Source organism: Peristeroidobacter soli (genome assembly GCF_004138485.1).
Taxonomy (GTDB): Bacteria; Pseudomonadota; Gammaproteobacteria; order Steroidobacterales; family Steroidobacteraceae; genus Steroidobacter; species Steroidobacter soli.
Window position 1 is genome coordinate 545,424 of record NZ_RYEV01000003.1, and the last position, 25,605, is coordinate 571,028.

A 25,605-nucleotide genomic window follows, 5' to 3' on the forward strand; every position below is an offset into this window, starting at 1 on the left:
CAACTCTCGGGGAGGAATGTGCGCGCATGCCTACAGTGTGCGGCAGTTCGCAACCCCAGGAGCCAACAATGAGCAATCCGTACGATACCGCCGGCGAGCGGATGTCCATCCTGCCGCCGACGTTGCGTTTCAAGGGCGAGCTCTCGGCCGACGAGGACTTGCTGATCCAGGGTCAGATCGAAGGCACCATCAAACATACTCAACGCGTCACCGTGGGCAAGGAAGGCAGGGTCAAAGCCAGCATCAGCGCCCAGGTGATCAAAGTCGAAGGCACGGTCGAAGGCGACCTGCACGCCGAGCGCTCGGTGTACGTGGAAGATTCCGGCAACCTGCGCGGCAATATTCACGCGCCGTCGGTGTGTCTGGTGGAAGGCTCGAAGTTCAACGGTGCCGTCGACATGGATACGAAAAAGTCCGCGCAAGCGCGAGGTAAGACGGGGACGTAACCCGCAACACGGAGTTGTTTCAGGAACCTTCCCATCTTCAAGCAAACTTTCTGGAGGCCTCGTATGCGCAGTTTCGGATTCGATCAACAACGACAGGATTCCGGCGGTGACACTGTGCGTGTACCGTCGTTGTCGTCGATGCCTGTATCTCAATCGTCTCAGCCCCCTTCACCCAGCGCGGAGGCGCCGTCGAAGGAATCTGCTTCGCCGGAACGCAAAATCGCCGTGCTCGGCCCGACGCTGCGCTTCAAGGGTGAGCTGAGCGCCGAAGAAGACTTCATCCTGCAGGGCCGGATCGAAGGCTCGATCAATCACACTCAGAGCGTCACGATCGGTACGGACGGCGCCGTGGTTGGAAACATTCACGCTCGCGTCGTTGTGATCGACGGCAGTGTTGAAGGCGACCTGCATGGCAGCGAGTCGGTGACGGTGCACGAGACTGGCCGGGTCACCGGCAACATCTTCGCGCCCCGCGTTGGATTGGTGGATGGGGCGGTGTTCAATGGTCGCATTGATATGAGTGGGGCCGGTGCCGGCCAGTCGGTGTCGCCGTCTGCCAAGAAGAGAGTGGAGAGTCCGACCATTACTCCGGGGCAGCCGCTGTCGGCGGAGGAGACGGAGAAGGTGCTCGGTAGCAAGTGACCGTCTCGGCGCGAAACGCTTTCTAAGGAGATGCCTCGGTGGCTCAGGCGCCGCCGGGGTCGTGTTTCAGAGGTCCCGCACTGCTTCCGGCATCAGCGATTCCGGAACTCGTCTCCACTGATGGTCGGTGAACGATATTTTGTAGCTTTCACCCGACGGCAAAGTGACATACACCAGATCAAACTCTTTATCGCCCTCCGGAACGTACACTTTCGCGGATCTGCCGACGAGGAAGGGTTGCGGCACATCGAAAGCTGCAGTCAACGTGGCTTTGCCGGCAATGGCAAGGTGTCGGTTGGATAATTCGTAGGCGTTTGGGTAGTTGAGATAGTTCACCAGGAAGAAGAACAGGTCTGGTGGAATGTCGTTGGGGAACGAGATGACCACCGCCTTCGAATCCCCCGTTTTGACCCACGAAGCGAACGAGTCATCCAGCGTATAGAGCTTCGCGAAGTCCCGTAGAATTCGTGTCAACTCGTCGTTCGTCCAGCCGCTGGCCACGATACGCTTGTCGCTGTTCGGGTCAGGCACGAATGCGACGCCCTTGGGTGGGGGCTCGCGGGACATCAGTCCAGAGATTTTTCCCCGGAACAGCAAGATGATCACTACTGTTGCCGCTGCCGCGACGAGAACGAACAATTTGATCATGAAGCTCTGCTTAGTGCCGCTGCTCGGATTGTGAGCTCATGATCGCAACGAAGAGCAGGAAGCACACCACAACGTAGCAGATCATGAAGCCTGAAAAATTGAAGAAGATGCCTTCGATCATCGGAGCCAGGTGCGTTCGGCCGAATTCCAATGCGGGTCGGGAGGATAAGACTTCCAGCAGCAGAATTGGCCTACAATGCTGAGCGCAAGAACCGCGGCGCCCGTAAGCGGCGTCCTTATCGAACTGCCTCGTCTGCCACGTGCGGGTACTCCGTGATCTCTAGGTGCCCTGCGAGAATTCGGGCGCTTTACGGCCTCGGCGCGTTTGCGCCTATCGGGTGCCGTGTGCACTTCAAAGGAAACAATCTCTCCGATGCGAGGGCGGACGCCGTCCTTCGGAAATGCGGAGATGTGAACGAAAATCTCTTCGCGACTCTGAGGCAGAGACACGAATCCAAATCCCCTGTCGTCGTTCCACTTGATCAGCGTCCCGTGGGTTCTCATTCTTCTTGGCGATAACGGCGACTTGCTTACGCGCCAATCATTCGGGGTCCCTTCTACAGAAGAGTTCTCGGCAGAGTCGTTCTGCCTCTTTAAGTCCCTGCTCTGTAAGAGCGACCGACTTGGCTTTGTTCACAGGATCGGAAATGTATCCCTTCTCATGGAGTCTGCCCATGGCGTCCCAATCGAAAGATTTCCAGACACGAGCCCCGTCGTGCAGAGTCAGGTACGCGAGCGCCAGGACTGCCTCATCGATTCGATCGTAGTCGTAATCCATGCTGTTTCTCCGCACCGAGGATGGTGCCTTAACGTCAACGTCGAGTCGGAATCGTGGCGATCCGTGATGCCCAGTCTTTACGTCTCGGATGGCTTGCAGCAGTTCCTCGCCAACATTTCGCTTCGCGTCCCGCGCCAGCAGTTCTTTTTCACGTCGTGGCACGGCCCGCCTCCTCTGCGAATTCTCGCAGGACGTGCGCCGTCAGGCGGCGCTGGCCGGCGTGAACTGCATGGTCCAGTTGGTTTCCCAAGTTGCGCCGTTGTCGGGTGAGAAGGCCTGTTCCCATCGAGGATTTTCATGCGGCGCCCAGGACCAGATGAAGCGGATCTTGATGGGCTTGCCATTGAAAACGTCGTCGGCATGGAACAATCCGGTATTTCCTTCGAACTTACCTACCACCGGCGGGTCGAGTTGGGTCGGATGGCGGCCATCCAGCCACCAGATGGACCAAGTGCCGCTCTTGGCACAGTAAGAGCGGACTGCGATGGCGCGGAATGTCTCTTCCGGGAAGTGCAGGATGTTGTCTTCGACGTTGCCGAATCCGCCCAGGGTCTTGCGAGTGGATGAGCGGCCTGAGAATTCCGTCCACGAGGTGCAGCCAGCCAGGCGCTCGTTCAGACGTCTGTGTTGGACCGTCCAGTCGCCGATGATGAAGTCGAAATCCGTGGGGGCGGCGGCGTGAAGGGGAAGAGTCATGGCAAAGGAGTTCCTTGAGGAGTCTCATGCTCACTCATCGCAGCGACGAGCGCCGCGATGCTGGGCTTGACCGAGGGATGCATGTCGACCCAGACCGGATCGAGATACTCGGCAACAGATCTTCCGTCGAGGAGGTCCGAGACGGAGGCGGTCTGCGCTGCGCGAAGTAGCGTCTGGGCGCGGTTCATGACTTTGCGCGAGAGAGCCGCGTCAGGTTCCGCGGCAATTTCTTCGCATTCTTTCTGTACAGCGAGGATGAGTTTCCCAACCGCGATCCCGACAGGGCTTCGTTTCCTAGGCATTCTGATTCTTATCCACGCAAGTGCTTTCCCAATGCTCTCGGGCTCACCAAACCATTCAAAAACTCAAACGTCCCTTGATCAAGAATCTCACGCGCGGCGTTATAAGCCCCACTCATCGCCGCCCGATGTAACGACGTCGCCAGACTGATCCGCCGCACTCCCGCTTCCTGCAGTTCCGGCACGCTGAACGACCGGCCCGGAATTCCGACCATGAAGTTCACCGGTTTGGACAACGAAGAGCACACCGTCCGCACTGCCTTCAGATCCGGCAACCCCGGAGCAAACAACACATCCGCGCCCGCCTTCTCAAAGGCCTGCAGCCGTCGGATCGTGTCATCGAGATCCGGATGGCCGTGCAGAAAGTTTTCGCAACGAGCCGTCAGTATGAACGGTGTGCCGAGCGACTCGACGGCCTCCACCGCCGCGGTCACTCGCTCGACCGCCTCCTCGAAGTCATAAATCGGCTTCGACGCGTCGCCGGTGTGATCTTCGATCGAGCCGCCGGCCAGTCCCGTCTGCGCGGCGAGGCGGATTGTTTCAGCGACGTAGCTCGGTGCGTGTCCGAAGCCGTTCTCCAGATCCGCCGACACCGGCACAGTCACCGCATCGACCAGCGATCGCGCATGAGACAGCGCCTCGTCGCGGCTGATTTTGCCGTCTTGTCGGCCCAATGTGTTGGCGAAGGCCGCGCTCGACGTGGCAATCGCAGGGAAGCCGAGGCCGGCGAACAGCATCGCGGCGCCGGCGTCCCATGCGTTGGCGATGACAAACGCGCGAGGTTGTTCATGTAACGCTCGGAACGCGGCGGCTTTGTCTTTCTGAGTGGCGATCATGGCGTCCTCTCCAGGGGGGCAGATTCTGGAGCCCACCGTACGCCGAAAACTGGCCAGCCGCTGTCAAGAACTTAAGCAGTTCTCAGGTCGCGGAGGCTCGGGGAGGGGCGACGGAAGAAGATCGCAAGCGGCGATACAAAGCACGCACCCGCATGTACAGATCGGGATGACGAGTCAGCCAGTGCCGGACGCGGGGCATGACGCGGAGGTGATATCGCATCCGTCCGCTCAGCGGCACCCGTTCACCCAGGCCTTCCTCGATGGTGTAGATGCACGGGTTGCAGGTTCCGCACGGCTGGCCGCGGCGGGGGCGGTGGCAGAACCAGGTGAGTTTCATCAGGTCGTCGAAGCCGTGGCTGCGCGCTTCGGCCTGCATTTGCCGCTTGGTCATATCGAACAGCGGGAAGCGGAACGATTTGAACAGCTCGTAACGGCAGTCGCCGGCGAAACGGGGATCGAGCTGGTCGCGGGTCGGGCCGATCAGATCGGCGAGCAGCTCGCGGGCCTTGTCGTCGCGGTGAATGGACAGTTCCATGCCCTCGATGTCGTGCTGGCGGCAGTAGCGTGCCAGCCACTCGTACTGGCCGCCGATGAAGCCGATGGCGAGGCAGCGCTCGTAGTAACGCTGGGTCTCGGTGTCGGCGTCGATATCGGACAGCTGGCATTCGAGGGTGTCGGCCAATCTGACAGCCGCCTCGGGCCAGTGTTTCAGCAACGCCTGACGAATCAAGCGCATCGCTTCACGTTCGGCGGGGACGGCGGGCCGGAAGTGCAGGCTGTCGAGGATGTAGTAGGGCTGCACCTCGCGCTGCTCACGGAGCAGCAGTGAGAGCAGCCTGAAGGTTGAATCCCAACCTCCTGTCCACAAGAGCGGCGTTGCCATGCGTGTACCTGTCGAGGGCATCATTGCCGGTCGAAAAGTCTAAAGGCGGGCGGCGCCCCTCAGACTGAGGGAATGACGAACCGGGCCGGCGCATCGTTCCCTCGCGCTATGAAAAACCGCTGTCGATGACGCACGACAGTTTGCATCGGAGCACGCAGCGGCCGCAGCATCCGTTACACTTCGCCTCGGCAAAGTCCCCCTGGCCTGTGCGAACCCCGTCCGATGAATAAACCCCTCGAAGCTGTGCAAGAACCAGCCGTTGAAATCCGTTTTGGCCAGGTGGGTCTGGCGCAGGTGCGGATTCGCACCACCGACGCCGGGGTCATCCTCGATGAGCTGACCGGTCGCGTCGCCTCGGCACCGCAGTTTTTCGAGCGGACCGCGGTGTGCCTGGACTTGAGCGCGCTGGAAAAAGAGCCGTCGACGAGCGAGATGCGTGGTGTGTTCGATGCCGTGCGTCGCGCCGGCATGCTCACGGTCGGCCTGGCTCACGGCACGGCGGCGGTCGACGCGCTGGCTCGTTCACTCGATGTTCCGGTGCTCACGCAGTTTCGCGTTCAGGGCAAAGCCGCGCCGGTGCAGGCGCCTGTAAAGGAAGTGCCTAAGGCCGCGCCGCCCGTCGAGGCGCCGGTATTGCATCCGCCGTCATTGATGCAGCATCAGCCGGTCCGCTCCGGCCAGCGCGTTTATGCGCGCAACTCGGATCTGGTGGTCACCGCAACGGTGGGGGCTGGTGCCGAAGTGATTGCCGACGGTTGTGTCCACATCTATGGAACGTTGCGCGGTCGCGCCGTGGCGGGAGCCCGGGGCGAAGTCACCGCGCGCGTGTTCTGCCAGGAGTTTCATGCCGAGCTGATTTCGATCGCCGGCGTATTTCGGGTGTTCGAGACCTTGCCGCCCGAATTGGTCGGCAAGCCGGTGCAGGCCTGGCTGGATGGCGACGATCTGCGCTTCGCCCGGATTGGTGGCTGACGTGCCGGTCCGCCCAGTCCTTCTCTCGACTTCCCGTATCACCCGCTTCCTCACTCTAATTTCAAGGGGAGAGTCCCACTTTGACTGAAATCATCGTTGTAACTTCCGGCAAGGGGGGCGTCGGCAAGACGACCACGTCCGCCAGTGTCGCTTGCGGCCTGGCCCGCCGAGGCAAACGCGTCGCCGTCATCGATTTCGATATCGGCCTGCGCAACCTCGACCTCATCATGGGATGCGAGCGCCGTGTCGTTTACGACTTCGTCAACGTCATCCAGGGCGATTGCACGCTCAAGCAGGCGTTGATCAAGGACAAGCGCCTCGAAACCCTGTTCGTACTGGCCGCCTCGCAGACGCGCGACAAGGATGCGCTGTCGATGGAAGGCGTGCGCAAGGTGTTCGACGAGCTGATCGCAGAGGGTTTCGAATACATCATTTGCGATTCGCCTGCCGGTATCGAGAAGGGCGCGCACCTCGCCATGTACTACGCCGACCGCGCCATCGTGGTCGTGAATCCGGAAGTTTCCTCGGTGCGCGACTCCGATCGCATTCTCGGCCTGCTCTCCAGCAAGACGCGGCGTGCCGAGAAGGGCGAGGAGAAGGTGAAGGAACATCTGCTGCTCACCCGCTACAGCCCGCGTCGTGTCGCCACCGGCGAGATGATGAGCGTGACCGACGTGAAGGAGATCCTGGGGTTGGACGTGATCGGTGTGATTCCGGAGTCGCCGGACGTGCTGTCGGCCTCGAATTCCGGTACCCCGGTGATCCTCAACGAGCAAAGCGACGTGTCCAGGGCGTACGAAGACGCCGTCGGCCGCCTGCTCGGTGAAACCCGGCAGTTGCGGTTCCTCGAAGAACCCAAGAAGGGCTTCCTGGCCCGCATGTTCGGAGGTTGAGAATGGGATTGCTCGCATTCTTCCGCCGCTCCCAGCCGACCGCGAATGTGGCGAAAGAGCGGCTGCGTATCATCGTTGCCCAGGAACGTTCCGCGCGGGGCGGTCCGGACTACTTGCCGACGCTGCGGCGTGAGCTGCTCGAGGTCATCCGCAAGTACGTCAATGTCGATCCGGACGCCGTGCAGATGAACCTCGAGAAAGAGGACGGCCACGAGGTGCTGGAGTTCACCGTGGCGCTGCCGGAGAAGGGCAAGGCATAGCCCGGAGCGGGGCGGCTGGTATACACTGCCGCCCATATGACCGCCCACCGAATCATCGGGATTCAAATTCGCCGCCCGGCATCCGCGGATGCCGGGGTGTCGATGCGAATTGCGAATCCAGGTGAATTCAGAGGCGATCAATCATGCAAGTTGGCAATGCCGCGGCGCTGCGGCTCAAAGCGGTAGTCGAAGCGGATCCGGGCGCACTGGTCCGAGTCCTGCAGTTCTTCCAGGCGCGTAACCTCATCCCGCGCTCTGTCGCCAGCGAACGGCTCGGCGACGAATACCTCCAGATCCAGATCGAGCTCGACCCCACCGAGCTGGCCGACGACGGCTTTCGTATCGTCGTCTCCAAGATCAACGAGTTGCCGGTCGTGCTCGCGGCGGTTGCCTGCGACTGATCGCCAGCGCGCCGGCACCGTCCGTCCGGGGCGGTGTCGGAATCCGTCATACTGCTGCGTCCTTGATATACAAAGGAGCAACTCATGCTGTATGCGGTCATTTGCTACAACTCCGAATCGGTGGTCGGCGCGTGGTCTAAGGAAAAAGACGACGCAGTGATGGCGCACCATCAAGGGGTGCTGGCCAGGTTCGCCGCCAAGGGCAAGCTCGGTCCGGTCGCGCGCCTCATGCCGACGACGACGGCGACGACCGTGCGCACCGGTCGCGAGATGGTGGTGCTCGATGGGCCGTTCGCCGAGACCAAGGAGCAAATGCTCGGTTTCTACCTGTTCGATTGCGACACCCTCGACGAAGTCATCGCCGCCGCGCGTGAGCTCGTGCACGAACCCGGCTGCATGGAGATTCGTCCGGTGCAGTTCTTCACGCCGGGTGCGCTGAAGAACGCCGCGGCGAAGTGAGTGACGCGTGAGCGATTTGAGCTGGATCGACGCGGCGATTACGGGAGCGCGGCCTCAAGCGGTCGCGGCGCTGTTGCGCTACTTCCGCAATCTGGAGACCGCTGAAGAGGCGTTTCAGGAGGCGTGTCTGCGCGCCCTGCAGAAGTGGCCGGTGAACGGCCCGCCTCGCGATCCGGCGGCATGGCTGATTCTGGTCGGGCGCAATTTCGCGCTCGATGAGGCACGTAAGCGCAGCAAGCAGCAGACGTTGCCCGATGAGGAAGTGCTTTCCGATACAGATGACGCCGAGACTGCCATGGCCGACCGACTCGACAGCGAGGATTACCGCGACGACGTGCTTCGCCTGCTGTTCGTCTGTTGCCACCCGGACTTGCCCGCGACTCAGCAGATCGCGCTGGCCTTACGAATCGTTTCAGGCTTGTCGGTGCAGGAGATCGCTCGCGCGTTTCTGGTCGGTGAAGCGGCGATGGAGCAGCGGATCACTCGCGCGAAGCGTCGCATCTCACAAGCGGATGTGCCGTTCGAGACGCCGGGCGCGGTCGAGCGGGCCGAGCGGTTGTCCACCGTGGCCGCGATGATCTATTTGTTGTTCAACGAAGGGTATTCGGCGAGTGGCGGCGAGCTGCACATTCGTGAGCCGCTCTGCGAGGAAGCGATCCGGTTGTCCCGGCTGCTGCTGCGTTTGTTTCGGGGCAATCCCGAGATCCTCGGTCTGAATGCATTGCTGTTGCTACAGCACGCGCGTGCGCCGGCACGGCTCGATACGGAGCAGAACATCGTGTTGATGGACGATCAGGATCGTCGTCTGTGGCGGCGTGAGCTGATCGCCGAAGCGTTCGCGCTGCTCGATAAAGCGGTCCGGTTGCAACAGCCGGGGCCGTATCAGATTCAGGCCGCGATCGCGGCGGTTCATGCCCGGGCGCCGAGCGCGGCAGATACCAACTGGAACGAGATCGATCGGCTGTACGCGCTGCTCGAAACGATTCAGCCGTCGCCGGTGGTGACGTTGAATCGAGCGGTGGCGGTGATGAAGTGCGACGGACCGGAGGCGGCGCTGGCGATGATCGAGCCGCTCGAGTCGGCGCTATCGAGTTACTTCCATTTCCACGGACTGCGCGGTGGGTTGTTGATGCAGCTCAACCGGAACGATGAGGCGCGCGTGGCGTTCGACAAGGCGATTTCGCTGGCGAATACGGCGGCGGAGGCAGCCCATATTCGGACGCACTTGGATAAGTTGGCCGCGGAAGGGAAGAAGCGGCAGGCGCACTAGCCAGCAACATAAAAAATATGCCTCCTTCGCCCGGCTCGGACCAGAAGGGGCGGCTGAACAATATCGTATCGCTGGATTGTGGCGATCGCTGCTACCGCGCGGCTACTTCGACGCCCGCCCAGCTTTCGGATCGACGTAAGCGATCTGCTGGCCGCGCAGCTCGTAGGCTTGCTCGTTCACATCGTCACTGAACAGGTCCGCGGCCTCGATCTTCAGCCGCTCGCGCAAATGTTCCATGACCTGCTCATGCGACTCGACCTCGCCGCTTGCCAGAATGTGCGCAACCGGCTCGCCTCGCTTCACCAGCTCTCGCGCGACCAGGATGGTGCGGTGACAGTCGAGCGGATCTTTCTCCGCGCACATGATGGCGACCGTGTGCGTCTTCGCCGCCGCCAGCAGGCGGTCGATGCCCTGTCGGAAAAGCTCGGTGGCCGCGAGCTTCCCATAGCTCACCCGTCCAGCGTCGTAACACGACGGATCCTTGCTTCGGGCGCCCAGTTCCTCACCGAGAAAGAGATACGAGATCCCGGAGGCGGCGAGCGCCGCCGTCAGTGCGTCACGACGGAATTGGGGATTGAAACGGCTGTAGGGCGTCGAGCGCACATCGGCGAGCAGGGTGACGCCCCGGCCTTGCAGCAGTTCCAGGAAGTGCCCGATCGGATGATTGGAATGACCGACGGTGTAGATCATGAGCCGGGAAAAATAACGACGACGCTGTCGGGTTCGCACCCCGCCGTTCGTCCTGGGAACATCAACCCACGGCGGCGGAGGCATGCGATGAAGAATAACCCAATCGTATCCCGGGAAGAGTGGCTGGAATCCCGTAAGCGGTTGCTGCAAAAAGAGAAGGAACTCACCCGCCTGCGAGACGAGCTGAGCGCCGAGCGGCGCCGGCTGCCCTGGGTTCGCATCGAAAAGCCGTATGTGTTCGAAGGCCCGCAGGGCCGCCGGACGCTGGTCGATCTGTTCGACGGCTGCAGTCAGCTCATGACGTACCATTTCATGTTCGGCCCGTCGTGGCCGCAGGGCTGCCCGAGCTGTTCGTTCCTGTCCGATCACATCGATGGCGCGTTGGTGCATTTGAACCAGCGTGACGTGAAAGTGATGGCCGTGTCGCGCGCGCCGTACTCGCTGATCGCGCCGTTCAAGCGACGCATGGGCTGGCAGTTCGATTGGGTGTCTTCCTACGGCAGTGAATTCAATTACGACTTCCAGGCCTCGCAGAAGCCGCAGGACATTTCCAACAACACGGCCTGGTACAACTACGACCTGCTCGAGTATCCGGCCGAGGAAACTCACGGTATCAGCGTGTTCTACAAGGACGCCGCCGGCGATGTCTTTCATACGTATTCCAGCTACGCCCGAGGCGTTGAGATGCTGGCCAACACGTACAACTTCCTGGACATCGCCCCCAAGGGGCGCGACGAGGCCAGGTTCGAGTTTCCAATGGCCTGGGTTCGTCATCACGATCGCTATGGCGTCGACGCCGACGAATCGAGTCGCCAACTGCCTGACGAGGAGACCGCCTGATGTGCCCGGCATGTTTTGCAGCGGCGGCGTGGATCGCCGCGGGTGCCGGCTCGGCCGGTGGAGTCACGGCGTTCGTCGTGTCTCGCGTTCGTTCTCGCAAAGGCGTAAAGGTGGAGCAGCCGCGTCCATCGACGCCAGAGAAGAAAGCGGACTAGCTCTCGACCAATTCGACATGATCCGGCGACGAAGCGGCGAGCTCGGCCCAGTCGAGTTCGAGCTCCAGGGCGTGAAAGACATCATCGTCAATCGCGCCCGAGTGTCGTAGCTCAGCGAGCTTGGCGCGCTTGGCCGCGATGTTCTGGCGGCGCAGGGCGTCGTACTCGCTCACATCGCGCGGATGCTTGCCCGCTTCGGCGATCTTTCTTTCCTCGTCGTACAGCTCGCGCAACCGGGTAGCTGCCGCATCGTTGCGATCGGCCATGCTGGTGACCGCGGCATCGATCAGTTGCACGCGCGCCGCCAAGAGTTCCTTCGCGAAGGAACTGTCAGGCGGAAACGACAACAGCCGAATCAACGGTCGCAGCGTCAGCCCTTGCACCACCAGCGTACCGAGCACGACCGCGAAAGCACTCAGCACGATCAAGTCGCGTTCCGGAAACGTGCCTGGCAAAGACAATGCCGTCGCCAACGTTACGAGTCCGCGCATGCCACACCAGGAGACGAGCACGGCCTGAGCGTTGCTGTACACGCCCTTCTTGCCCCGCCGCGATTTCACGAACGCGCTCGTTCGCATGTACAAAATGACCCACGCAAATCTCACGGCCACGACGACTGCGAACACGATGGCCGCGAAACCGCAGGCTTCGGAGAGCTCCGACGGGTTCAAGCGGCTGATGATCTCGCTGGCTTGCAAGCCCATGAGGAAGAACGCCAGCACATTCAACAGAAACACGACGGCTTCCCAAACGGCATAGGTGCTCACCCGGTCGCGGGGCGGCGTGAGCGCGGGCAGGAAATGAGCGATCGTCATTCCAAGCGCGACCACGCACAGGATGGCCGACAGATGCAAATGCTCGGCGAGAATCCACGCGCCGAAGGTGGCGACGAAACCGAGTAACGTTGCGCTCACCGTTCCATACATCCATCGCATCATCCACGCGAGCGTTGCGCCGATGGCGATGCCGAGCAGAATTCCGCCCGGCACCGCGAAGGCAAGCTCGGGGAGGACATGGATGGCTGGCTTGTCCGAGGTCGCGATGGTGACGGCGGCTGCGAAGATCAACAGCGCGACGCCGTCATTCAGCAGACTTTCTCCTTTCAACACGCTGATCATGCGGCGAGGAATATCGGCGCGGGCGAGCATGGCCGCCGCCGCCGCTGCATCCGGTGGAGCGACGATGGCGCCCAAGGCGACCGCTGCGGCGACCGGCAATCCCTGCAGCGCTACGGCAGTCCAGGCCACGGCGGCAGTGGTAAGGACTACCGCGATTCCGGCCAGCGCAACCAGCGGGCGCCAGTGCCGTCGCAGTTCTCTGGGTGGCAAATCGAACGCTGAATCGAGCAGTGCCGGCGCAATGAACAGAGCCAGTGCCAGCTCCGGCTGAATCACGATGTGCGGGGCCCATGGCAGCAGCGCGATGACGACGCCGGCCACGGCCAGCATCGTGGGATAGGGGACTGCGAAGCGTCGCGTCACCTGCAATAGCAGGATGGCGACGAACAGGAGGATGAGCAAAGTCTCGAAAAACGCCATGACAGTGCGGAGCTCCGGTTAGCAGGCGGTCACATTCCAAAGTGTGGACCATCTTGACTCTAATTTTATTAAGGCCGCCAGAGGTGTCGGTACAGTGGGCGCCCTGCATTCCAACAACGGTGGCCGAATGTCTAACTCACTGCGGGCGGTGAAGGTTCTTGTGGCGCTTACGGTTGCCGGCTGCCTGGCGGCGTGCGGCAAGACCGGGCAGCCAGCCGCCACGCCCGCGCCGAGCGCCAGCCCGGTCAAATTGACCGCGGGCGTTCAGGACATCATGCGGGACATGATCGATCCGGCCGCGGATTTTCTGTGGGAATCGGTCAGCACCACCGAAACTGCCCAGGGCGTCGAAGAGAAACAGCCGCGCACCGACGAAGAGTGGGCCGAGGTCCGCAAGCACGCGCTCATCCTCGCTGAATCCGCAAATCTGCTGCTGCTCGATGGCCGGCATGTCGCGCGTGAAGGCAAGCAGCTCGAAGATCACGGGACGCCGGGCAATCTCACGGCCGCCGAATCGGAGCAGGTCATCGCCGCGGATCGCGCGACCTTCATCGGGTTCGGGCAGGCGCTGCACGATGTGGGTGTCGCGTTCCTCAACGCGGCCGAAGAGCGCAGCCCGCAAGGAATCATGAATGCCGGCGAAACCATGGATCACGTGTGCGAAGGCTGTCACCTGAAGTTCTGGTATCCCGGTCAGGTCATTCCGCCGCTGCCGGATCAGGCTCCCGAAAAGAAGTGACGGCGGGCGTCGCCCGCTTCATGCCCATCAATAACAGCACGGCCGCGCTGGCCAGCATGCTCGCATTCACGCCGATGGGAATCGGTGTGAGCGCAGCTGCGCCGAACTTCACGAAGTAACCCACGATCAGCGCGGCGATCGTCACGGCTCCCGCGATCTGCAGTCGCTGCTTGGCCAATGTTTCATCGTTCCAGTGATGCGCGATGGCGCATGAGATTGCGACGACGATCCAGAACACCGGCGTGCCCGGGATGCCGAGCAACACCAGCGCGACCGCCGACAATGCCAGCGCCGGCACCGTGCCCCACACGAGCCCCGCCCAGACCGTGTTCAGGAAGTCCTGTCGCTTGCGTTTGGCCAGCCAGACGTTGAAGCCCGTGACCGACACGACCGACATCGCCAGACCAAGGATGAAATACAGCACTTTGACGCCAAAGCCGCCGAAATGTCCGAAGTGCAGCCGATACGTCGAGTAAACGACCTGCCGGCCGGGTGGGCCGTCCGAGTAACCGACTTTGTCGATGAAGTTGCCGGCGGTGTCGAAGTGATATTGCTCCACATAGATCAGCCGGTCCGGCAGCTGCGTGCCCACCAGCATGAACTGCCCGGGCTTGCCGGCTTCCTCGATGGTGACGTACAGCGGTGTCGTCCCGGGCGCCATCGCTTTGGTCTGAGCGATCGCCTTGCTGAGCGCGATCGGGGTGAGCTTCTGTTCCAGCTTCGGTTCTTCGCCGAACACCTGTGCGAACAGCTTGGTGGTGTCGCCGTTGGTGTAGATGCCCGCGAACACCATCGCCATCAACTGCGCGAAGCCGAAGTACGCACCGGTGATTGCAATCATCAGCTGGAACGGCGAGCTCCACACACTGAGGCGATTGTGAATATCCGCCTGCTCCAGGTGTTTCGAGCCCCCCAGCCGAAGCACGAACGCATCCTTGAAAATGCGCGGATGCGCGATCAGCCCCGACACGATCAAGCCGCACAGGATGGCGCCCAGCGCGCTCACGATGTACATGCCGAAGCTTTCCGGCAGATGCAGATAGAGATGCAGATTGATCAGCAGGTGGGTCCACTCATGATTCACTCGCTCGCCGCGGGAACCGTCGGGATTGATGAACCAGCCCTCCTTCTCGCTCGAGATGCTGGCGCGCGGCGACTCCGGAGAGGGCAGATTGACGAACATGTGTTCGGTGACTTCGACGCCGCTGGCCACGAGCTCGTGATAGGCGCGCTCCAATGTGGCCGGGTCGTACTCCTTCACTTCCTGGATCCGCGGCTGTTCCCAGCGCTCCAGCTCCGGATAGAACACCGCCAGCGTGCCCGACAGACACACCAGATACATCAGCGCGCCCACCATCAGGCCGAGCCACGAATGACTCGACAGCGATTGTTTGACCAGGCTTGCGGAAGGAATGAGGTTCATATCAGAGCCCCGCGGTGACGACGCCGATCAGGCCCAGCACGACAATGGTGACAACGGGACGTGCGAGCTTGCTGTCGGCGAGCGCCCAGTATGCCGCGCAGCCCCACAGGAACGGCATGAGCAGAATGGCGAACGCGAGATGACTCACGTAACTGAACGGCAGCGCTCGCGCCAGGGCGACGCTGAACAAAGTCGCGGCGGCTGCGCTCAGCGGGACGGTGATTACAAACAGCAGCAGATGACGCGACAACGAACGCGTGCCGTCCGTTTCGATGGACTCGACCTTCTCAGTGGCTTTGCGTTTGCGAACCTTGGCCTGGCGCAGCTCCAGATTGGTGGCGACCAGCAGCCACGCGACCAGGGCGGGCGCGGTGACAATCAAGGTGGTGCCGAATTCCGCACCGCTGGCTCGGATCGCGAAATAGCCGGACGCGATCAGCAACAGCCAGCCCAGCAACGTCGGCCGGAGTTGCGCCGGCAGCCGATCTTTCCACGAGCTGTACAAGCAGCCCACGCCCGCGATGCCGAGCGCGAAGGCCGCGATGGTGTTGATCATCGCCGGGGCCTGGTGTCTGGAGGGATCCAAGCCTAGCGCGGCGCATTTTTATCGACAATGGGCCGCAGCGCGGCCTACCCGAGGCTGGCGAATGCCTACCCGGGGCGGGTTACTTGAACCGTCCGATCCAGGTCTCGAAGTCGTTGAGCAGGGTGGTGAGCAGCTTGATCGTGTCTTCGCTGGTGAGCTTGCCGGTGCTGTCGAACAGCTTCGAAGCCTCGGAGAGATAGATCTCCGGCGACGGCATCACCGGTACGCCAATCACAGACAGCAACAAGCGCAGCTGCTGATGCGAAGCCATTGCGCCCAGCCTGCCCGGGCTCAGCGAGATCACGGCGGCCGGTTTACCCTTCCATACCCCTTGCTTCGGCGGCCGCGTGCCGACATCGATGCAGTTTTTCACAGCGGCCGGCATGCCGCGGTTGTATTCGGGAGTAATGAACAGAATCGCGTCGCTGCTCTTCACCTGGTCCCGAAACGTCGTCCACGCGGGCGGCGGCGTGTCCGTCTCCAAATCCTGGTTGTAGAGCGGCAGCTCGCCGATGCCGATCTCGGTGAGCTTGAATGACGACGGCGCGAGATCCGGCAGCGCGCGCGACAACATCCGGGTGTACGCGCCTTTGCGAAGGCTGCCGACGATGTAACCGATGTTTGTCATGGAGTGCTCCGGGGCGGGGGTTGAGTCTGTTGGGGCACGCGTCGCAGAAGGCTCATGTCGTAGCCCATGGCGCGTACTCGCTCCGACAGTGCATCGTATTCAGCTGCTGAAATGCGCGGCGTGCGCGACATGATCCAGACATAGTCGCGCTGTTTGCGGGCGATGATGGTCTGTTGATACTGCGGGTCGAGGTAGGCGATGACGTAGTCGGCCTGCAGCGGCCAGACGAATTGCATGCCCCACTCGGCGTTACTGCGAGTGTTGCGGACGTGGCCTTTGGGCCGATACGTCTTGAGCGGCCCGTCCGGTGCGTCTTGATTGAACGTGAATGTCGTGATGATCGTGCCGTCGGAGCGCAGCCGATACGACTCGACGGCGTTGTATGCGCCCTTCTCCAGAAAGGTCGGGATGTGCGCGATGACGTACCAGTCGCCCATGTAGCGCGGCAGATCCACGCTCGCGACCGGTTGCAGCGGCGGCTTCGGCGGTGTGGACTGGCAGCCGGCCAGCAGTGCGAGCAGCAGGTAAACAATGTGCTTCATGGCCCACCCATCTTATTATCGAATCGCGACAGGTCGCCATTCGTTCCACTGGGAGAGGCTGGATGCGTTTTCGTGTGCTGTTGATTTCGCTGGGGGCGCTGGCCACTGGCAATGCGGTCTCGGCGGAGCGCGGTGTCGAAGCGCTTGCCTGGCTCGCCGGCTGCTGGCAGCCGGAAAAGGGCGATGCGGGATCGCTGGAACATTGGCTGCCGCCGGCCGGTGGCACCATGCTGGGTGTCAGCCGCACGGTGAAGAACGGCAAGACCGTGGAGTTCGAGTTCATGCAGCTGCGGACCAATACCGAGGGCAAGGTCGTGTTCATCGCGCTGCCGTCGGGGCAACAGGAGACCACGTTTGTCGCTGCAACCGTCGATCATGACTCGGCGACGTTCGAGAACCCCGGGCACGACTTTCCGCAGAAAGTGATCTATCGGTTGCAGCCGGACGGCCGGCTCGTCGCGCGTATCGAAGGCACGCGCGACGGCAAGGTACGAGGCGTGGATTTTCCCATGAAGCGCGTCTCGTGCGACGCGCTCTCGGGGGTTACGGCTTTACCGGCTTCAACAGCAGATCGTGGTAGTCGAAACTGAAATCCGCCAGCGGTGAAATCGCCTGCAGCCGCGCGAAATCGACGCTGCCATCCGCCTTCAGCGTGAATGTGATGTAAGCGTCTTCCATGCGGCGATCGGTGAAGCGCGTGCGAAAGGTGTCGAAACGCACGTGCTCCAAGAGGCCGTTCATGCCGGGCGAGCTCTTGAAGTCGATGTTCAGCGTGCCACCGTTGTTGGTGACGACCACGTCGCCATACCAGGCGTCGCGATAGGTCGCGGCGTAGGCCTGCGGTTCCAAGGACGGGCCCTTGGCGTTCTGCTCTTTCTTGGCAGCATCGGCTGCGTCGAGCACGCGGATTGCGTCGGCGATCTTGGCGTCGTATGCCTTGGTGAAAGCAGCCACCCAATCGGTGCGGGCCAGACCGAGGTAGTGATCCAGCAAGGTGTAAGAGATGGCTTCACGCGCCTCGGTATCTTCCGAGTTGATCATCACCATGAAGCCGACTTTCTTCTCGGGGATCAGGAACGTCACCGAGGCGGCGCCTTCCAGAAAGCCCTGATGAGTCACGATGCGATGACCGCGATAGTCCTTCACGTTCCAGCCCAGTGCATACGTCTGGAACGTCGGATCGAGCGCGGCGAGGGCCGGGTGCTCGGGGCTGACCGGCATGAGCACGTGCGGCTTCCACATTTCATTCGCCTGCGCTTCGCTGAACAGGCGCGAGCTGCCCAACACACCGCGATCGAGCTGCAATTGCATCCAGCGCACCATGTCGTGCGGGCTGGCGTTGATTCCGCCGGCGGGCGCGGCGTTGTCCCAGCCCGAGGCGATCGACAACGGCTCGACGTTGCCGCCGACGTTGCGTGAGCGCCCGTTGAGACGGGCATGCGGCCAGCTGCGGTTGTCGGTTTTGACTCGGGTGGACGAAGGCACGGATTCATTCATGCCGAGTGGCGTGAAGATGCGTTTGACGATGAAGTCTTCCCAGGAGTCGCCGCTGACCGCTGCGATAACCTGGCCGGCCACGACATAGAGAATGTTGTCGTAGGCGTAACCGCTGCGGAAGCTGGTCGCGGGCGCGATGTAGCGCAGGCGATGCACGAGATCTTCCCGCGAAATGGTGGTTTCGGGCCAGAACATCAGGTCACCGGCGCCGAGTCCGAGGCCGCTGCGATGAACCAGCAGATCGCGAATGGTCATCTCATGTGACGCGAAGGCATCGTACATGCGGAAGCCGGGGAGCCGGTCGGCGACCTTGTCGTCCCAGCTCAACTTGCCTTCATCGACCAGGATCGCCAGCGCCGCGGAGGTGAAGGCCTTGGTGTTGGAGGCGATCGAGAACAACGTGTGCTCGTTCATCGGCGCGCCGTTGCCGAGCTTGCGCACGCCGTAGCCCTTGGTGAGCGGCGCGCGGCCCGGCTCGACCACCGCGAGCAATGCTCCGGGCACCTCGAACTTTCGCATCGACTTTTTCACCAGGGCATCGAGGTCCGAAGGCGGGGCCGCGAAGCTCAGAGGGCTGAGGCCGAGGAGCGCCGTGCAGAGCAGAGCGGAGACCGAGCGTTTGATGGTGGAGTTCATGCGCCTGTCCGAGGTTGAACGGCGCATTGTAATCAGATCCCGCCGGGCGCTTCATCGCCTTCGGGTTGATGACTGCCATCAACGGGCCATCATTTCAGACGCCAGGGCAGGTCCAGCCAGCCGCGCTCGGTATGCGCGGCGACTTTCTGGATCGTCGATGCGGAGCCGTTCTTGGGCAGGATCAGCCGCTGATCCTTGCGCAAGGTGCGCGGCACTCCCGACGCGCTCATCCCGAGGCCTCTCGGCGAGATTTCGACGACGCCTTCTGAAACCGTGACGACGATGGATTGCTCGGTGTTGCTGACACTGAATTCGGTGCCCGCGCCTTCGATGCGTGCCAGGTCGGTGGTGACGATGAAGCGCCGCTGCCGATCGATGGCTTCGGCCAATGCCTTGATCTGGGCATCCTGATATTCCGATTCCGCGGAGGGCCGCTGGTCGTCGAGCTACACGGTGTCGCGCAGGAGCGTTTCGTTGTCGAGGCGGCATTTCTGTTTGCGAAATTCATCGATGGCGCGGTTTCTCACCGCCGCGACGATGTATCGATCCAGTTCCTCGATGCCGGCGGGATGCTCGACTTTCAGCACCTGCGAGATCGCCTCATGGATGATTTCCTTGGCCAGATGCGGCGGGTGTCCGTACTTGCGGACCAGGCGGATCAGATCCGGCAAACGTCGCTGGTAGACCTCGTCGATGTTGCGAGCATGCTCGCTCGTCGCCGGCCGTCTTTTATTGTTGTCCATGCGTACTTAGACGACCCAGGCGGCACCCGCAGAGAATGTTTTTTAGGGGGCCATCGCACCGGTTGACATCGGAACCGTGTTCTATGGACCGCGCGGATCGGGGTCGGATTCGTTAGGATGACGCCATGTGTGGCCGCTATGTCTCTCCCGCAGAAGCCGCGATCGTGCGCGCGATCGAAATCCAGCGTCACAGCTGGTCCTCGCGCTTGCGTTCGCAGGGGCTGTTCGGGATGCGTTACAACGTTTCGCCGACCGATCCCGTGCCGGTCGTGCGCGTGGTGCGCGAGCTGGATGGAGAGCGCGAAGGCACTCATCTGCGTTGGGGATTGATTCCGCACTGGGCCCGCGGCAAGGCCATGGGCAACACCATCAATGCACGTATCGAAACATTGCGGACCAATGCTTCGTTTCGGGATGCGTGGCAGCGGGGGCAACGATGTCTGGTGGCGCTGTCCGGTTTCTATGAATGGCAGGCACAGCCGCCGGACTGGCAGGTCGCCGTGCCTTACTACATCACCGTCGTCGATCAGGATCCGTTCTTTCTTGCCGGCCTCTGGGATCGTTCGGTGACGCCGGCGGGCGAAATGATCGAGTCCTGCACCGTCATCACTATGCCGGCGAACGAGCTGATGGCTGACATACACAATTCCAAGAAGACCGCCGGCAAACGGGTGTTGCTGGCTCAGGAAGAGCGCCGCATGCCCGCGATCCTCGCCAGGGAAGATCACCAGACCTGGCTGAGCGGCGCGCCCGAGGAGGCCTTCAAGGTGCTCAAACAGTTTCCCTCCGGAGAAATGTTCGCTTATCCGGTCAGCAACCGGGTCAACAGCAATCGCAACGACGGTCCGGATCTGATCCAGCCGCGCGGGGAAGAAGGCGGGCAGTCGGATCTTTTCAGCTAGCTGAATCGGACATCGCTGCGACAGGCGTTGGAGCAGATCGGTCGCTATCGCCGCGGCTACCTCGTATGGCTCGCCGACGACGGTGCCGATGCTGCTGTCAGCGGCGTACTGCGTTTGGAAACATTGGATGAAGGCGTCGATTCGCTGCTCGCCGGTCGCGGTCTGCGACTGCTGCGCCTGCCCGGCGTCTCGATCGTGATCAAAGACTCAACGCGATAGCACCGTGATCCACGATGAACAAACACGTCGCTCTCATCGTTGCATGGCAGGAGGTGTGTCGAGCTTTCGAGAAATGGTGGGCCCGGCAGGATTCGAACCTGCAACCAAGGGATTCACTGTTGCCCCGATGTTTCCAAAGGGAGTGGACTATCTCTTCACCCGCGCCTCGAGCGACGAATCGCTCCGGGCGGTGGGGTGCGGGACGCTCCAGCCTGTTATCAAGGGCGCTCGGCATTCGCGCCGGGACCGAAGTCCGCGGAGTGAGGCCGCCCTCAGGTAGTCTCTGCACCTTCCGGCGGTGTACCGCCGGCTTGGCTCAGGGTTGCCACGCCGCACCCGCGAGGGTGGGGCGGAAGGGTTCCCTGAATTCATCCCGTCCACTTCGTGGCTTTCGCGACGAAGGCACCTTGTATCGATGAGTCCCCTGCACTAACCGTTGTGCTACAGGCCCACATGTCTCGAAGTGGGTAATTCTAGCGCACCCTCGCGAGGCCGCACAGATATCCACAGAAGCGGTGGATAACTTCTGAATAACCGAGGCTTGACTTCGCGTATTCGCGGCGGAAGATGGCTCGAGCGTTGGATTGGTCGTTCATTGATCAATGCCCGTCCATCCAGATGCAACGGCTGCGAAGGGGGTCATTGTTCCCGCCGGGAACGATGGCAGACAAAAAAATCAAGATGGCGGAGGTCACTTGCGAACACCTCACCCGGTCTCTGATCGCGCGCTCGCGCTATTGGGATTAATACTGCTGGCGCTGTGTCAGGTCGGCGCCGGCTCCGAGCCCGAACCCACCAAGCTCAAGCGCAAACTCGATGTCTGGTACGTCGCCACGCCGCATGAAGTGGTCGACCGGATGCTCTACGAGGCCAAGATCCGACCGACCGACGTGGTCTACGATCTGGGGTGCGGCGACGGTCGCATGGTCATCGCCGCCGCCAAACAGTACGGCACGCGCGGCATCGGAGTGGATCTCGATCCGGCCAGGATCAGAGAGGCGCGCGCCAATGCGAAAGCGCAGGGCGTCGATAAGCTGGTGACCTTCCAGGTCGGCGACATGTTCGAGACCGATCTACGTGAAGCGAACGTCGTACTGTTGTATCTGTTGCCCGAATTGAATCGGCGTCTCAAACCGAAGTTCTTTGCCGAGCTGCCGCCGGGGGCGCGAGTGGTCTCGCACGATTTCGACATGGGTAAGGATTGGGTGCCGGATCGTTCGGTCAATCTCGGCTCCGATGGGATCTATCTGTGGGTGATGCCACCGCTGGCTGAACGGCCGGTCGCGAAACACTGAATCACGATTGAAGTGATTGAAAATGAACAATGTCCTCATGCGCAGTCCGGAACCGGAGACTACGATGGGGCATTCAAAGAGGTAATGTTCATTACACGCCCGGCCGCGCCCGGCCATCGGAACACGGCATGCGTCTCGATCTACCCAGCTCCGGTTCGCAACAGGCTCACGAGGCGTTCGTATTTTCCGACAACGATGAGCCGATATCTCACGACGGGCCGCCGTTGCGAGTGTTGTTGCTCACCTCGGGTCTGGGACTGGGGCATGTGCGTGCGGCCCAGGCGGTCGCGGCGGCGTTGCAGGACCAGGCTGAAGTCGCGACCGTCGATTTCTGGTCGTTGATGAACGCCGGCGCGGCGCGCGCCATTCATGCGACCTATCTGGATCTGGTTCAAAACCATTCCGATTTGTATGAACGGTTGTATCACCTGGAGGCCGGCACCTGGCGCCAGGTGTTGGAGAGCCGTTCCGGGCCTCCGCGTGCGGTGCTCGAAGTGCTCGAGCTGATCTCCTCGGTTGCCTCCAAGGAAGGGCAAAGCATCCCGCGCGGCGGTCGCTACGCCTCCGACAAACTGCTGTATTCCTTGCTGTGCGCGTCGATGCCGTATGACGGTGACAGTCTTGCGGGCAATGGCGTGCGCGCTCGTTTGGCTTTGTGGAAATTCACGTACCTGCGGCTGATCCGGCGGCTCGATCCCGCGATCCGCAAGTTCGCGCCCGATGTGATCGTCAGCACCCAAATGATCCCCGCGGCCATGACCTCGTACCTGAAGCAACGCGGCAAGGTGCACGCGTCCATGGTCGGAGTACTGACGGACTTTGGCGTGCACGATTTCTGGAAGCAGCGAGGAGTGGATCGCTACTGTGTGGCGCATGCGTCCATCCTGGAAGGGGATGGTTCGTCGACGTCTTCGCGTGCTGCCGCGACTGGCGTGCCATTAATGCCGGATTTTGCGTTTCCATTGTCACAAGCCGAAGCGCGTCGTGCGTTGGGGTTGCCCGAGGAGGCGCAGATCGTGCTGGTGCTCGGCGGCGGCCTGGGGTTGAGTGTGGACTCGGCCGCGCTGTCGCTGTTGCAGCGGCCGGCGTCGACGCACGTCGTCGTCATGCCTGGCACCAACAATAAAGCGCGGGTGTCGCTGGACCGTCTCGCGGCTCAGCATCCGCAGCGGTTGAAAGTTTGCGAGTGGACCGACCGCATGGATATTTATCTGCGCGCGGCCGATGTGGTCGTCGGCAAGCCCGGCGGCATCACGGTTGCCGAATCGCTGGCGTGCGGCCGGCCGTTGCTGGCGACCCGTTCGCTGGGCGGCCAGGAAGGATTCAACGTCGATTTTCTTACGCGTCACGAAGTCGGCGGCCTGGTCGCCGATGGCGAGTTGCTCGATCGCGTCGATGCGCTGCTGCGGGACCGGGATGCATTGCAGAGCATGCAGCGTCGTGCCTGGCTGCTCGGTCAGCGCGATGGCGCGGCGAGAGTGGCGCAACTGGCGCTCGATCTGGCCTCCGTCAACCGGGCAATGGCTCGACAAACCCGATGAAACTGCTGCATCGATTCGCGCAAGGCGCGCTCGGCGTCGTCGACGCCTGGTACTACCGGCGTTACAAGTTGAAGACGCTCGGACCGGTGTTGTTCATCGGTCGGGCGCAGTATCGCGGGCCGGATCTGACGTTCGAGGATGGCACGCTTCTGCGCGACAACGACGTCATCGGCCGTTTGCACTTCAACAATGCGAGCATCGCGGCGCTGGGCGAGGGCTCCATGCATCGGGTTGGATTTCGGTTCGCCAAGCTGATGCGCGAGTCGCTGCGCAAGCTGGCGGAAGCGGCGCATAGCGATCCCGCGTTTGCCGATGTGCGAGTGTTTCAGGGAACGACGTGGATTCCCGCGCACGGCGAGGTCGTCGGGTTCGTCAGCACGCCGATGCCCAAAACGTGGCGAACCAGATTGCTGTCGGCGCACTTCAAGATGCTGATGTGGGTGTTCGCACCCGCTGCGCGAATTCGCGATCGCGAGCAGGCTGAGCCGCGCCTATACTGGCTGACACGCGCAGCACTGTCGCGCAATCTGGGTAAGTTGAAGGTCGGTTAGTGGATCGCGTCTTTCTCACATTCGACGACGGGCCGGATCCCGAGTGGACACCGCAGGTGCTCGATGCACTTGCGCACGCCGGGGTGAAGGCAACGTTCTTTGTCATCGGGCAGCAGGCGCAGCGCACGCCCGATCTCATGCGACGCATTCACTCGGCGGGACACGCCGTCGGCAATCACACCTTCAGTCATCGACATCCCTGGTTCATGTCGTCGCGGACGGCGCGGGCACAGGTACGCGATGGCGCGAAGGCGATCAGCGACGTGGTCGGTGCGGAGCCGAAGTTCTATCGTCCGCCGCATGGGCGCGAACGTGCGTGCATGACCGATGAGGCGCATCGCTGTGGCGAGCAGGTCGTGCTGTGGAATGTCAGTGCGATCGATTGGGGGCCGCTGGGGGCGGCCGATGGCATCGAAAAGCGGCTCGATGCCGTGAAGGGCGGCGATATCGTGCTCATGCACGACGGCCAGAACAAGCACAATCGGCCGGACCAGCTGCTGAAGATTCTGCCGCTGTTTCTGCGCAAGCTGTCCGATCGTGGGCTGCGCGCCTCGTTATTGCCGTCCTAGCCATCCAGCTCCGGGTAATCGCGGAACAAGTCGTCGTTGTTGAAGGCGAGGCGTCGGCCTGATTCGGCGTAGCGCTTGATGCGCGGGCGATCGAAGACGGCGTCATGCAGTTTCAACAGTCGCGGATGTTTGCGGAGTGCCTTTGTTGAGGCTTTCGGGAACGCGTAACGAATTCCCGCGACGACTTGAGCCAGCGACAGGTCCGCGTAGGTGACGCGAGCGCCGACCAGCCACGGGCCAGCGCTTCGATTGCGGGTCAGTACTTTCTCGAAATAGTTGAAGAATTTTGGAATGCGGTGCTCGCGGAAGTCTGCGGCGCGGCGTTTCGCGGCCGCCTTTTGCTCTTTGTAGTAGAGACCTGCGGCGATCGGGTGATGTGTGTCGTGGGCTTCGACGACGAGATCCGCGACTGTCAGCTGCAGCTGATGCACCCAAAGTTTGCCCGCCTCGTCGTGCGGCGCGAGCTTCAACGGGCCGCCGAGGTAAAGCAGGATGTTCGAGGTCTGACCGATGAGTTGCTTGCCGACCTTGAGAAAGGGCGGCGCGAACGGCGGATGCGGGACGCGCGGGCCGTCGAGGAATTTATTCATGGCGGGCACGCCGCCGCCCTGGTTCTCGGGCTTCAGCGCGATGTCGACGTACTTCGCGCCGCCTTCTTCCAACGCCAGTCGGACAAATTCTCCGCGGCCCTGGATGCCTGGCCAATAATAAAGCTCGTACATGTGGGGTCCTCGTCCGGGTTGGGTTCATTTCTTTGAAGGCTTCGCGGCCAGATATCGTTCCCGGATGCTGAACGCACCGCGCCGCCGGTGCCGATAAGTTAAATCACACAGCAGCCGGGGCGGCAAAGCGAGACTTGCTGCTCAATCCAATCGAGTTCCTACAGACCGGAACCGGAGCCGGTGGCACATTGCCGGCTCTTATCTTACGTAGTGATACTGGATGGAGCTTCCTCCAAGCCGAACCGATGGGATCGACTCTGGCGAAGGAACATCGCGTCCAGTCTTCGGTCTGCGTTCAGGACAATG

Annotated in this window: 34 protein-coding genes; 17 read left to right on the forward strand and 17 right to left on the reverse strand. The window is 61.9% G+C overall.

Annotation, left to right across the window (positions count from 1 at the left end; all coding sequences use genetic code 11):
- The first annotated feature begins 68 nt into the window (after positions 1–68).
- Positions 69–446 (forward strand): bactofilin family protein, encoded by a 378-nt coding sequence (locus tag EKO19_RS11180; RefSeq protein WP_157995221.1) that lies wholly within the window; start codon positions 69–71, stop codon positions 444–446.
- A gap of 63 nt (positions 447–509) precedes the next feature.
- A complete protein-coding gene (locus tag EKO19_RS11185; RefSeq protein ID WP_129776502.1) occupies positions 510–1,088 on the forward strand; it encodes a bactofilin family protein in 579 nt (192 codons plus the stop codon).
- Between the two features lie 66 nt (positions 1,089–1,154).
- Here EKO19_RS11185 and EKO19_RS11190 read toward each other — a convergent pair whose 3' ends face one another.
- The 7 genes from EKO19_RS11190 to EKO19_RS11220 all read right to left on the reverse strand — a co-directional run bounded on the left by EKO19_RS11190 (position 1,155) and on the right by EKO19_RS11220 (position 5,228).
- Entirely contained in the window at positions 1,155–1,736 is a 582-nt protein-coding gene (locus EKO19_RS11190; protein ID WP_129776503.1) for a hypothetical protein, read from the reverse strand.
- A 117-nt stretch (positions 1,737–1,853) separates the two neighbouring features.
- Complete coding sequence (locus EKO19_RS39815; RefSeq protein ID WP_129776504.1) at positions 1,854–2,240, reverse strand: cold shock domain-containing protein; 387 nt, start codon at positions 2,238–2,240, stop codon at positions 1,854–1,856.
- Positions 2,241–2,277: 37 nt separating this feature from the next.
- Positions 2,278–2,514, reverse strand: a complete 237-nt coding sequence (locus EKO19_RS39820; protein WP_129777357.1) for a DUF6429 family protein — start codon at positions 2,512–2,514, stop codon at positions 2,278–2,280.
- 201 nt (positions 2,515–2,715) lie between these two features.
- The gene (locus tag EKO19_RS11205; protein ID WP_129776505.1) at positions 2,716–3,210 is read right to left on the reverse strand and encodes a DUF1579 domain-containing protein; all 495 of its coding nucleotides are present in this window, start codon (positions 3,208–3,210) and stop codon (positions 2,716–2,718) included.
- Positions 3,207–3,512 (reverse strand): hypothetical protein, encoded by a 306-nt coding sequence (locus EKO19_RS11210; RefSeq protein WP_129776506.1) that lies wholly within the window; start codon positions 3,510–3,512, stop codon positions 3,207–3,209. The genes EKO19_RS11205 and EKO19_RS11210 overlap by 4 nt, the downstream gene beginning before the upstream one ends.
- Before the next feature lie 8 nt (positions 3,513–3,520).
- Positions 3,521–4,345, reverse strand: a complete 825-nt coding sequence (locus tag EKO19_RS11215) for an isocitrate lyase/PEP mutase family protein (RefSeq protein WP_129776507.1) — start codon at positions 4,343–4,345, stop codon at positions 3,521–3,523.
- An 82-nt stretch (positions 4,346–4,427) separates the two neighbouring features.
- Complete coding sequence (locus tag EKO19_RS11220; RefSeq protein ID WP_157995222.1) at positions 4,428–5,228, reverse strand: adenine nucleotide alpha hydrolase family protein; 801 nt, start codon at positions 5,226–5,228, stop codon at positions 4,428–4,430.
- 222 nt (positions 5,229–5,450) lie between these two features.
- Here EKO19_RS11220 and minC point away from each other — a divergent pair, with 222 nt between their 5' ends.
- From minC to EKO19_RS11250, 6 genes are all read left to right on the forward strand, one after another.
- Positions 5,451–6,200: a septum site-determining protein MinC gene (gene minC / locus EKO19_RS11225; RefSeq protein WP_129776509.1), complete on the forward strand. Its 750-nt coding sequence runs from the start codon at positions 5,451–5,453 to the stop codon at positions 6,198–6,200.
- 80 nt (positions 6,201–6,280) lie between these two features.
- Positions 6,281–7,093, forward strand: coding sequence for a septum site-determining protein MinD (minD, locus tag EKO19_RS11230; protein WP_129776510.1), 813 nt, complete (start codon positions 6,281–6,283; stop codon positions 7,091–7,093).
- A 2-nt stretch (positions 7,094–7,095) separates the two neighbouring features.
- On the forward strand, positions 7,096–7,353 hold the full coding sequence (minE, locus tag EKO19_RS11235; RefSeq protein WP_129776511.1) for a cell division topological specificity factor MinE: 258 nt from the start codon (positions 7,096–7,098) through the stop codon (positions 7,351–7,353).
- Between the two features lie 143 nt (positions 7,354–7,496).
- Positions 7,497–7,754: a hypothetical protein gene (locus EKO19_RS11240; RefSeq protein WP_129776512.1), complete on the forward strand. Its 258-nt coding sequence runs from the start codon at positions 7,497–7,499 to the stop codon at positions 7,752–7,754.
- 84 nt (positions 7,755–7,838) lie between these two features.
- Positions 7,839–8,213 (forward strand): YciI family protein, encoded by a 375-nt coding sequence (locus tag EKO19_RS11245; protein WP_129776513.1) that lies wholly within the window; start codon positions 7,839–7,841, stop codon positions 8,211–8,213.
- 7 nt (positions 8,214–8,220) lie between these two features.
- Positions 8,221–9,483, forward strand: coding sequence for an RNA polymerase sigma factor (locus tag EKO19_RS11250; protein WP_129776514.1), 1,263 nt, complete (start codon positions 8,221–8,223; stop codon positions 9,481–9,483).
- 102 nt (positions 9,484–9,585) lie between these two features.
- Here EKO19_RS11250 and EKO19_RS11255 read toward each other — a convergent pair whose 3' ends face one another.
- Entirely contained in the window at positions 9,586–10,212 is a 627-nt protein-coding gene (locus EKO19_RS11255) for a DUF488 domain-containing protein (protein WP_217705259.1), read from the reverse strand.
- A 48-nt stretch (positions 10,213–10,260) separates the two neighbouring features.
- Here EKO19_RS11255 and EKO19_RS11260 point away from each other — a divergent pair, with 48 nt between their 5' ends.
- Complete coding sequence (locus EKO19_RS11260; protein ID WP_129776515.1) at positions 10,261–11,013, forward strand: DUF899 domain-containing protein; 753 nt, start codon at positions 10,261–10,263, stop codon at positions 11,011–11,013.
- A gap of 151 nt (positions 11,014–11,164) precedes the next feature.
- Here the strand turns inward: EKO19_RS11260 and EKO19_RS11265 are convergent, their stop codons facing one another.
- On the reverse strand, positions 11,165–12,706 hold the full coding sequence (locus EKO19_RS11265) for a cation:proton antiporter (RefSeq protein ID WP_129776516.1): 1,542 nt from the start codon (positions 12,704–12,706) through the stop codon (positions 11,165–11,167).
- 127 nt (positions 12,707–12,833) lie between these two features.
- Here EKO19_RS11265 and EKO19_RS11270 point away from each other — a divergent pair, with 127 nt between their 5' ends.
- Positions 12,834–13,445, forward strand: a complete 612-nt coding sequence (locus EKO19_RS11270) for a hypothetical protein (RefSeq protein ID WP_129776517.1) — start codon at positions 12,834–12,836, stop codon at positions 13,443–13,445.
- On the opposite strand, the gene EKO19_RS11275 is transcribed toward EKO19_RS11270, so the two are convergent.
- The 4 genes from EKO19_RS11275 to EKO19_RS11290 all read right to left on the reverse strand — a co-directional run bounded on the left by EKO19_RS11275 (position 13,405) and on the right by EKO19_RS11290 (position 16,624).
- A complete protein-coding gene (locus EKO19_RS11275; protein ID WP_129776518.1) occupies positions 13,405–14,868 on the reverse strand; it encodes a PepSY-associated TM helix domain-containing protein in 1,464 nt (487 codons plus the stop codon). The genes EKO19_RS11270 and EKO19_RS11275 overlap by 41 nt on opposite strands.
- Position 14,869: 1 nt before the next feature.
- Complete coding sequence (locus EKO19_RS11280) at positions 14,870–15,424, reverse strand: hypothetical protein (RefSeq protein ID WP_129776519.1); 555 nt, start codon at positions 15,422–15,424, stop codon at positions 14,870–14,872.
- A 109-nt stretch (positions 15,425–15,533) separates the two neighbouring features.
- Positions 15,534–16,082, reverse strand: a complete 549-nt coding sequence (locus EKO19_RS11285; protein WP_129776520.1) for an NADPH-dependent FMN reductase — start codon at positions 16,080–16,082, stop codon at positions 15,534–15,536.
- Complete coding sequence (locus tag EKO19_RS11290; protein ID WP_129776521.1) at positions 16,079–16,624, reverse strand: lipocalin family protein; 546 nt, start codon at positions 16,622–16,624, stop codon at positions 16,079–16,081. Before EKO19_RS11290 ends, EKO19_RS11285 begins: the two co-directional genes overlap by 4 nt.
- 62 nt (positions 16,625–16,686) lie before the next feature.
- On the opposite strand from EKO19_RS11290, the gene EKO19_RS11295 reads away from it, so the two are divergent.
- The gene (locus EKO19_RS11295; protein WP_175597029.1) at positions 16,687–17,214 is read left to right on the forward strand and encodes a DUF6265 family protein; all 528 of its coding nucleotides are present in this window, start codon (positions 16,687–16,689) and stop codon (positions 17,212–17,214) included.
- On the opposite strand, the gene EKO19_RS11300 is transcribed toward EKO19_RS11295, so the two are convergent.
- The 3 genes from EKO19_RS11300 to EKO19_RS11310 all read right to left on the reverse strand — a co-directional run bounded on the left by EKO19_RS11300 (position 17,168) and on the right by EKO19_RS11310 (position 19,500).
- The gene (locus EKO19_RS11300; protein WP_129776522.1) at positions 17,168–18,757 is read right to left on the reverse strand and encodes a serine hydrolase; all 1,590 of its coding nucleotides are present in this window, start codon (positions 18,755–18,757) and stop codon (positions 17,168–17,170) included. The two genes, EKO19_RS11295 and EKO19_RS11300, sit on opposite strands and share 47 nt — an antisense overlap.
- Positions 18,758–18,846: 89 nt before the next feature.
- Complete coding sequence (locus EKO19_RS11305) at positions 18,847–19,146, reverse strand: FecR domain-containing protein (RefSeq protein ID WP_157995223.1); 300 nt, start codon at positions 19,144–19,146, stop codon at positions 18,847–18,849.
- A 57-nt stretch (positions 19,147–19,203) separates the two neighbouring features.
- Positions 19,204–19,500 carry an RNA polymerase sigma factor gene (locus EKO19_RS11310; RefSeq protein WP_129776524.1) on the reverse strand — a complete coding sequence of 99 codons (297 nt, stop codon included), beginning with the start codon at positions 19,498–19,500 and terminating at the stop codon, positions 19,204–19,206.
- 125 nt (positions 19,501–19,625) lie between these two features.
- Between EKO19_RS11310 and EKO19_RS11315 the strand changes: the two genes are divergently transcribed.
- The 6 genes from EKO19_RS11315 to EKO19_RS11340 all read left to right on the forward strand — a co-directional run bounded on the left by EKO19_RS11315 (position 19,626) and on the right by EKO19_RS11340 (position 24,577).
- Positions 19,626–20,402 carry an SOS response-associated peptidase gene (locus EKO19_RS11315; RefSeq protein ID WP_129776525.1) on the forward strand — a complete coding sequence of 259 codons (777 nt, stop codon included), beginning with the start codon at positions 19,626–19,628 and terminating at the stop codon, positions 20,400–20,402.
- 27 nt (positions 20,403–20,429) lie between these two features.
- On the forward strand, positions 20,430–20,621 hold the full coding sequence (locus EKO19_RS11320; RefSeq protein ID WP_129776526.1) for a hypothetical protein: 192 nt from the start codon (positions 20,430–20,432) through the stop codon (positions 20,619–20,621).
- Positions 20,622–21,316: 695 nt separating this feature from the next.
- The gene (locus tag EKO19_RS11325; RefSeq protein WP_217705260.1) at positions 21,317–21,916 is read left to right on the forward strand and encodes an SAM-dependent methyltransferase; all 600 of its coding nucleotides are present in this window, start codon (positions 21,317–21,319) and stop codon (positions 21,914–21,916) included.
- 128 nt (positions 21,917–22,044) lie between these two features.
- A complete protein-coding gene (locus EKO19_RS11330) occupies positions 22,045–23,457 on the forward strand; it encodes an MGDG synthase family glycosyltransferase (protein ID WP_175597030.1) in 1,413 nt (470 codons plus the stop codon).
- Positions 23,454–24,008, forward strand: coding sequence for a YkoP family protein (locus tag EKO19_RS11335; RefSeq protein ID WP_129776529.1), 555 nt, complete (start codon positions 23,454–23,456; stop codon positions 24,006–24,008). Before EKO19_RS11330 ends, EKO19_RS11335 begins: the two co-directional genes overlap by 4 nt.
- Positions 24,008–24,577, forward strand: a complete 570-nt coding sequence (locus EKO19_RS11340) for a polysaccharide deacetylase family protein (protein WP_129776530.1) — start codon at positions 24,008–24,010, stop codon at positions 24,575–24,577. Before EKO19_RS11335 ends, EKO19_RS11340 begins: the two co-directional genes overlap by 1 nt.
- Here the strand turns inward: EKO19_RS11340 and EKO19_RS11345 are convergent.
- Entirely contained in the window at positions 24,574–25,299 is a 726-nt protein-coding gene (locus EKO19_RS11345) for a glutathione S-transferase (protein ID WP_129776531.1), read from the reverse strand. The two genes, EKO19_RS11340 and EKO19_RS11345, sit on opposite strands and share 4 nt — an antisense overlap.
- Positions 25,300–25,605: the final 306 nt, after the last annotated feature.

What these genes read in the sequence shown, in the direction of transcription:
- EKO19_RS11180 (WP_157995221.1), top strand. Translation starts at nt 69, where the DNA reads ATGAGCAATCCGTACGATACCGCCGGCGAGCGGATGTCCATCCTGCCG.
- EKO19_RS11185 (WP_129776502.1), top strand. Translation starts at nt 510, where the DNA reads ATGCGCAGTTTCGGATTCGATCAACAACGACAGGATTCCGGCGGTGAC.
- EKO19_RS11190 (WP_129776503.1), bottom strand. Translation starts at nt 1,736, where the DNA reads ATGATCAAATTGTTCGTTCTCGTCGCGGCAGCGGCAACAGTAGTGATC.
- EKO19_RS39815 (WP_129776504.1), bottom strand. Translation starts at nt 2,240, where the DNA reads ATGAGAACCCACGGGACGCTGATCAAGTGGAACGACGACAGGGGATTT.
- EKO19_RS39820 (WP_129777357.1), bottom strand. Translation starts at nt 2,514, where the DNA reads ATGGATTACGACTACGATCGAATCGATGAGGCAGTCCTGGCGCTCGCG.
- EKO19_RS11205 (WP_129776505.1), bottom strand. Translation starts at nt 3,210, where the DNA reads ATGACTCTTCCCCTTCACGCCGCCGCCCCCACGGATTTCGACTTCATC.
- EKO19_RS11210 (WP_129776506.1), bottom strand. Translation starts at nt 3,512, where the DNA reads ATGCCTAGGAAACGAAGCCCTGTCGGGATCGCGGTTGGGAAACTCATC.
- EKO19_RS11215 (WP_129776507.1), bottom strand. Translation starts at nt 4,345, where the DNA reads ATGATCGCCACTCAGAAAGACAAAGCCGCCGCGTTCCGAGCGTTACAT.
- EKO19_RS11220 (WP_157995222.1), bottom strand. Translation starts at nt 5,228, where the DNA reads ATGGCAACGCCGCTCTTGTGGACAGGAGGTTGGGATTCAACCTTCAGG.
- minC (WP_129776509.1), top strand. Translation starts at nt 5,451, where the DNA reads ATGAATAAACCCCTCGAAGCTGTGCAAGAACCAGCCGTTGAAATCCGT.
- minE (WP_129776511.1), top strand. Translation starts at nt 7,096, where the DNA reads ATGGGATTGCTCGCATTCTTCCGCCGCTCCCAGCCGACCGCGAATGTG.
- EKO19_RS11240 (WP_129776512.1), top strand. Translation starts at nt 7,497, where the DNA reads ATGCAAGTTGGCAATGCCGCGGCGCTGCGGCTCAAAGCGGTAGTCGAA.
- EKO19_RS11245 (WP_129776513.1), top strand. Translation starts at nt 7,839, where the DNA reads ATGCTGTATGCGGTCATTTGCTACAACTCCGAATCGGTGGTCGGCGCG.
- EKO19_RS11260 (WP_129776515.1), top strand. Translation starts at nt 10,261, where the DNA reads ATGAAGAATAACCCAATCGTATCCCGGGAAGAGTGGCTGGAATCCCGT.
- EKO19_RS11265 (WP_129776516.1), bottom strand. Translation starts at nt 12,706, where the DNA reads ATGGCGTTTTTCGAGACTTTGCTCATCCTCCTGTTCGTCGCCATCCTG.
- EKO19_RS11270 (WP_129776517.1), top strand. Translation starts at nt 12,834, where the DNA reads ATGTCTAACTCACTGCGGGCGGTGAAGGTTCTTGTGGCGCTTACGGTT.
- EKO19_RS11275 (WP_129776518.1), bottom strand. Translation starts at nt 14,868, where the DNA reads ATGAACCTCATTCCTTCCGCAAGCCTGGTCAAACAATCGCTGTCGAGT.
- EKO19_RS11280 (WP_129776519.1), bottom strand. Translation starts at nt 15,424, where the DNA reads ATGATCAACACCATCGCGGCCTTCGCGCTCGGCATCGCGGGCGTGGGC.
- EKO19_RS11285 (WP_129776520.1), bottom strand. Translation starts at nt 16,082, where the DNA reads ATGACAAACATCGGTTACATCGTCGGCAGCCTTCGCAAAGGCGCGTAC.
- EKO19_RS11290 (WP_129776521.1), bottom strand. Translation starts at nt 16,624, where the DNA reads ATGAAGCACATTGTTTACCTGCTGCTCGCACTGCTGGCCGGCTGCCAG.
- EKO19_RS11295 (WP_175597029.1), top strand. Translation starts at nt 16,687, where the DNA reads ATGCGTTTTCGTGTGCTGTTGATTTCGCTGGGGGCGCTGGCCACTGGC.
- EKO19_RS11300 (WP_129776522.1), bottom strand. Translation starts at nt 18,757, where the DNA reads ATGAACTCCACCATCAAACGCTCGGTCTCCGCTCTGCTCTGCACGGCG.
- EKO19_RS11310 (WP_129776524.1), bottom strand. Translation starts at nt 19,500, where the DNA reads ATGGACAACAATAAAAGACGGCCGGCGACGAGCGAGCATGCTCGCAAC.
- EKO19_RS11315 (WP_129776525.1), top strand. Translation starts at nt 19,626, where the DNA reads ATGTGTGGCCGCTATGTCTCTCCCGCAGAAGCCGCGATCGTGCGCGCG.
- EKO19_RS11330 (WP_175597030.1), top strand. Translation starts at nt 22,045, where the DNA reads ATGCGTCTCGATCTACCCAGCTCCGGTTCGCAACAGGCTCACGAGGCG.
- EKO19_RS11335 (WP_129776529.1), top strand. Translation starts at nt 23,454, where the DNA reads ATGAAACTGCTGCATCGATTCGCGCAAGGCGCGCTCGGCGTCGTCGAC.
- EKO19_RS11345 (WP_129776531.1), bottom strand. Translation starts at nt 25,299, where the DNA reads ATGTACGAGCTTTATTATTGGCCAGGCATCCAGGGCCGCGGAGAATTT.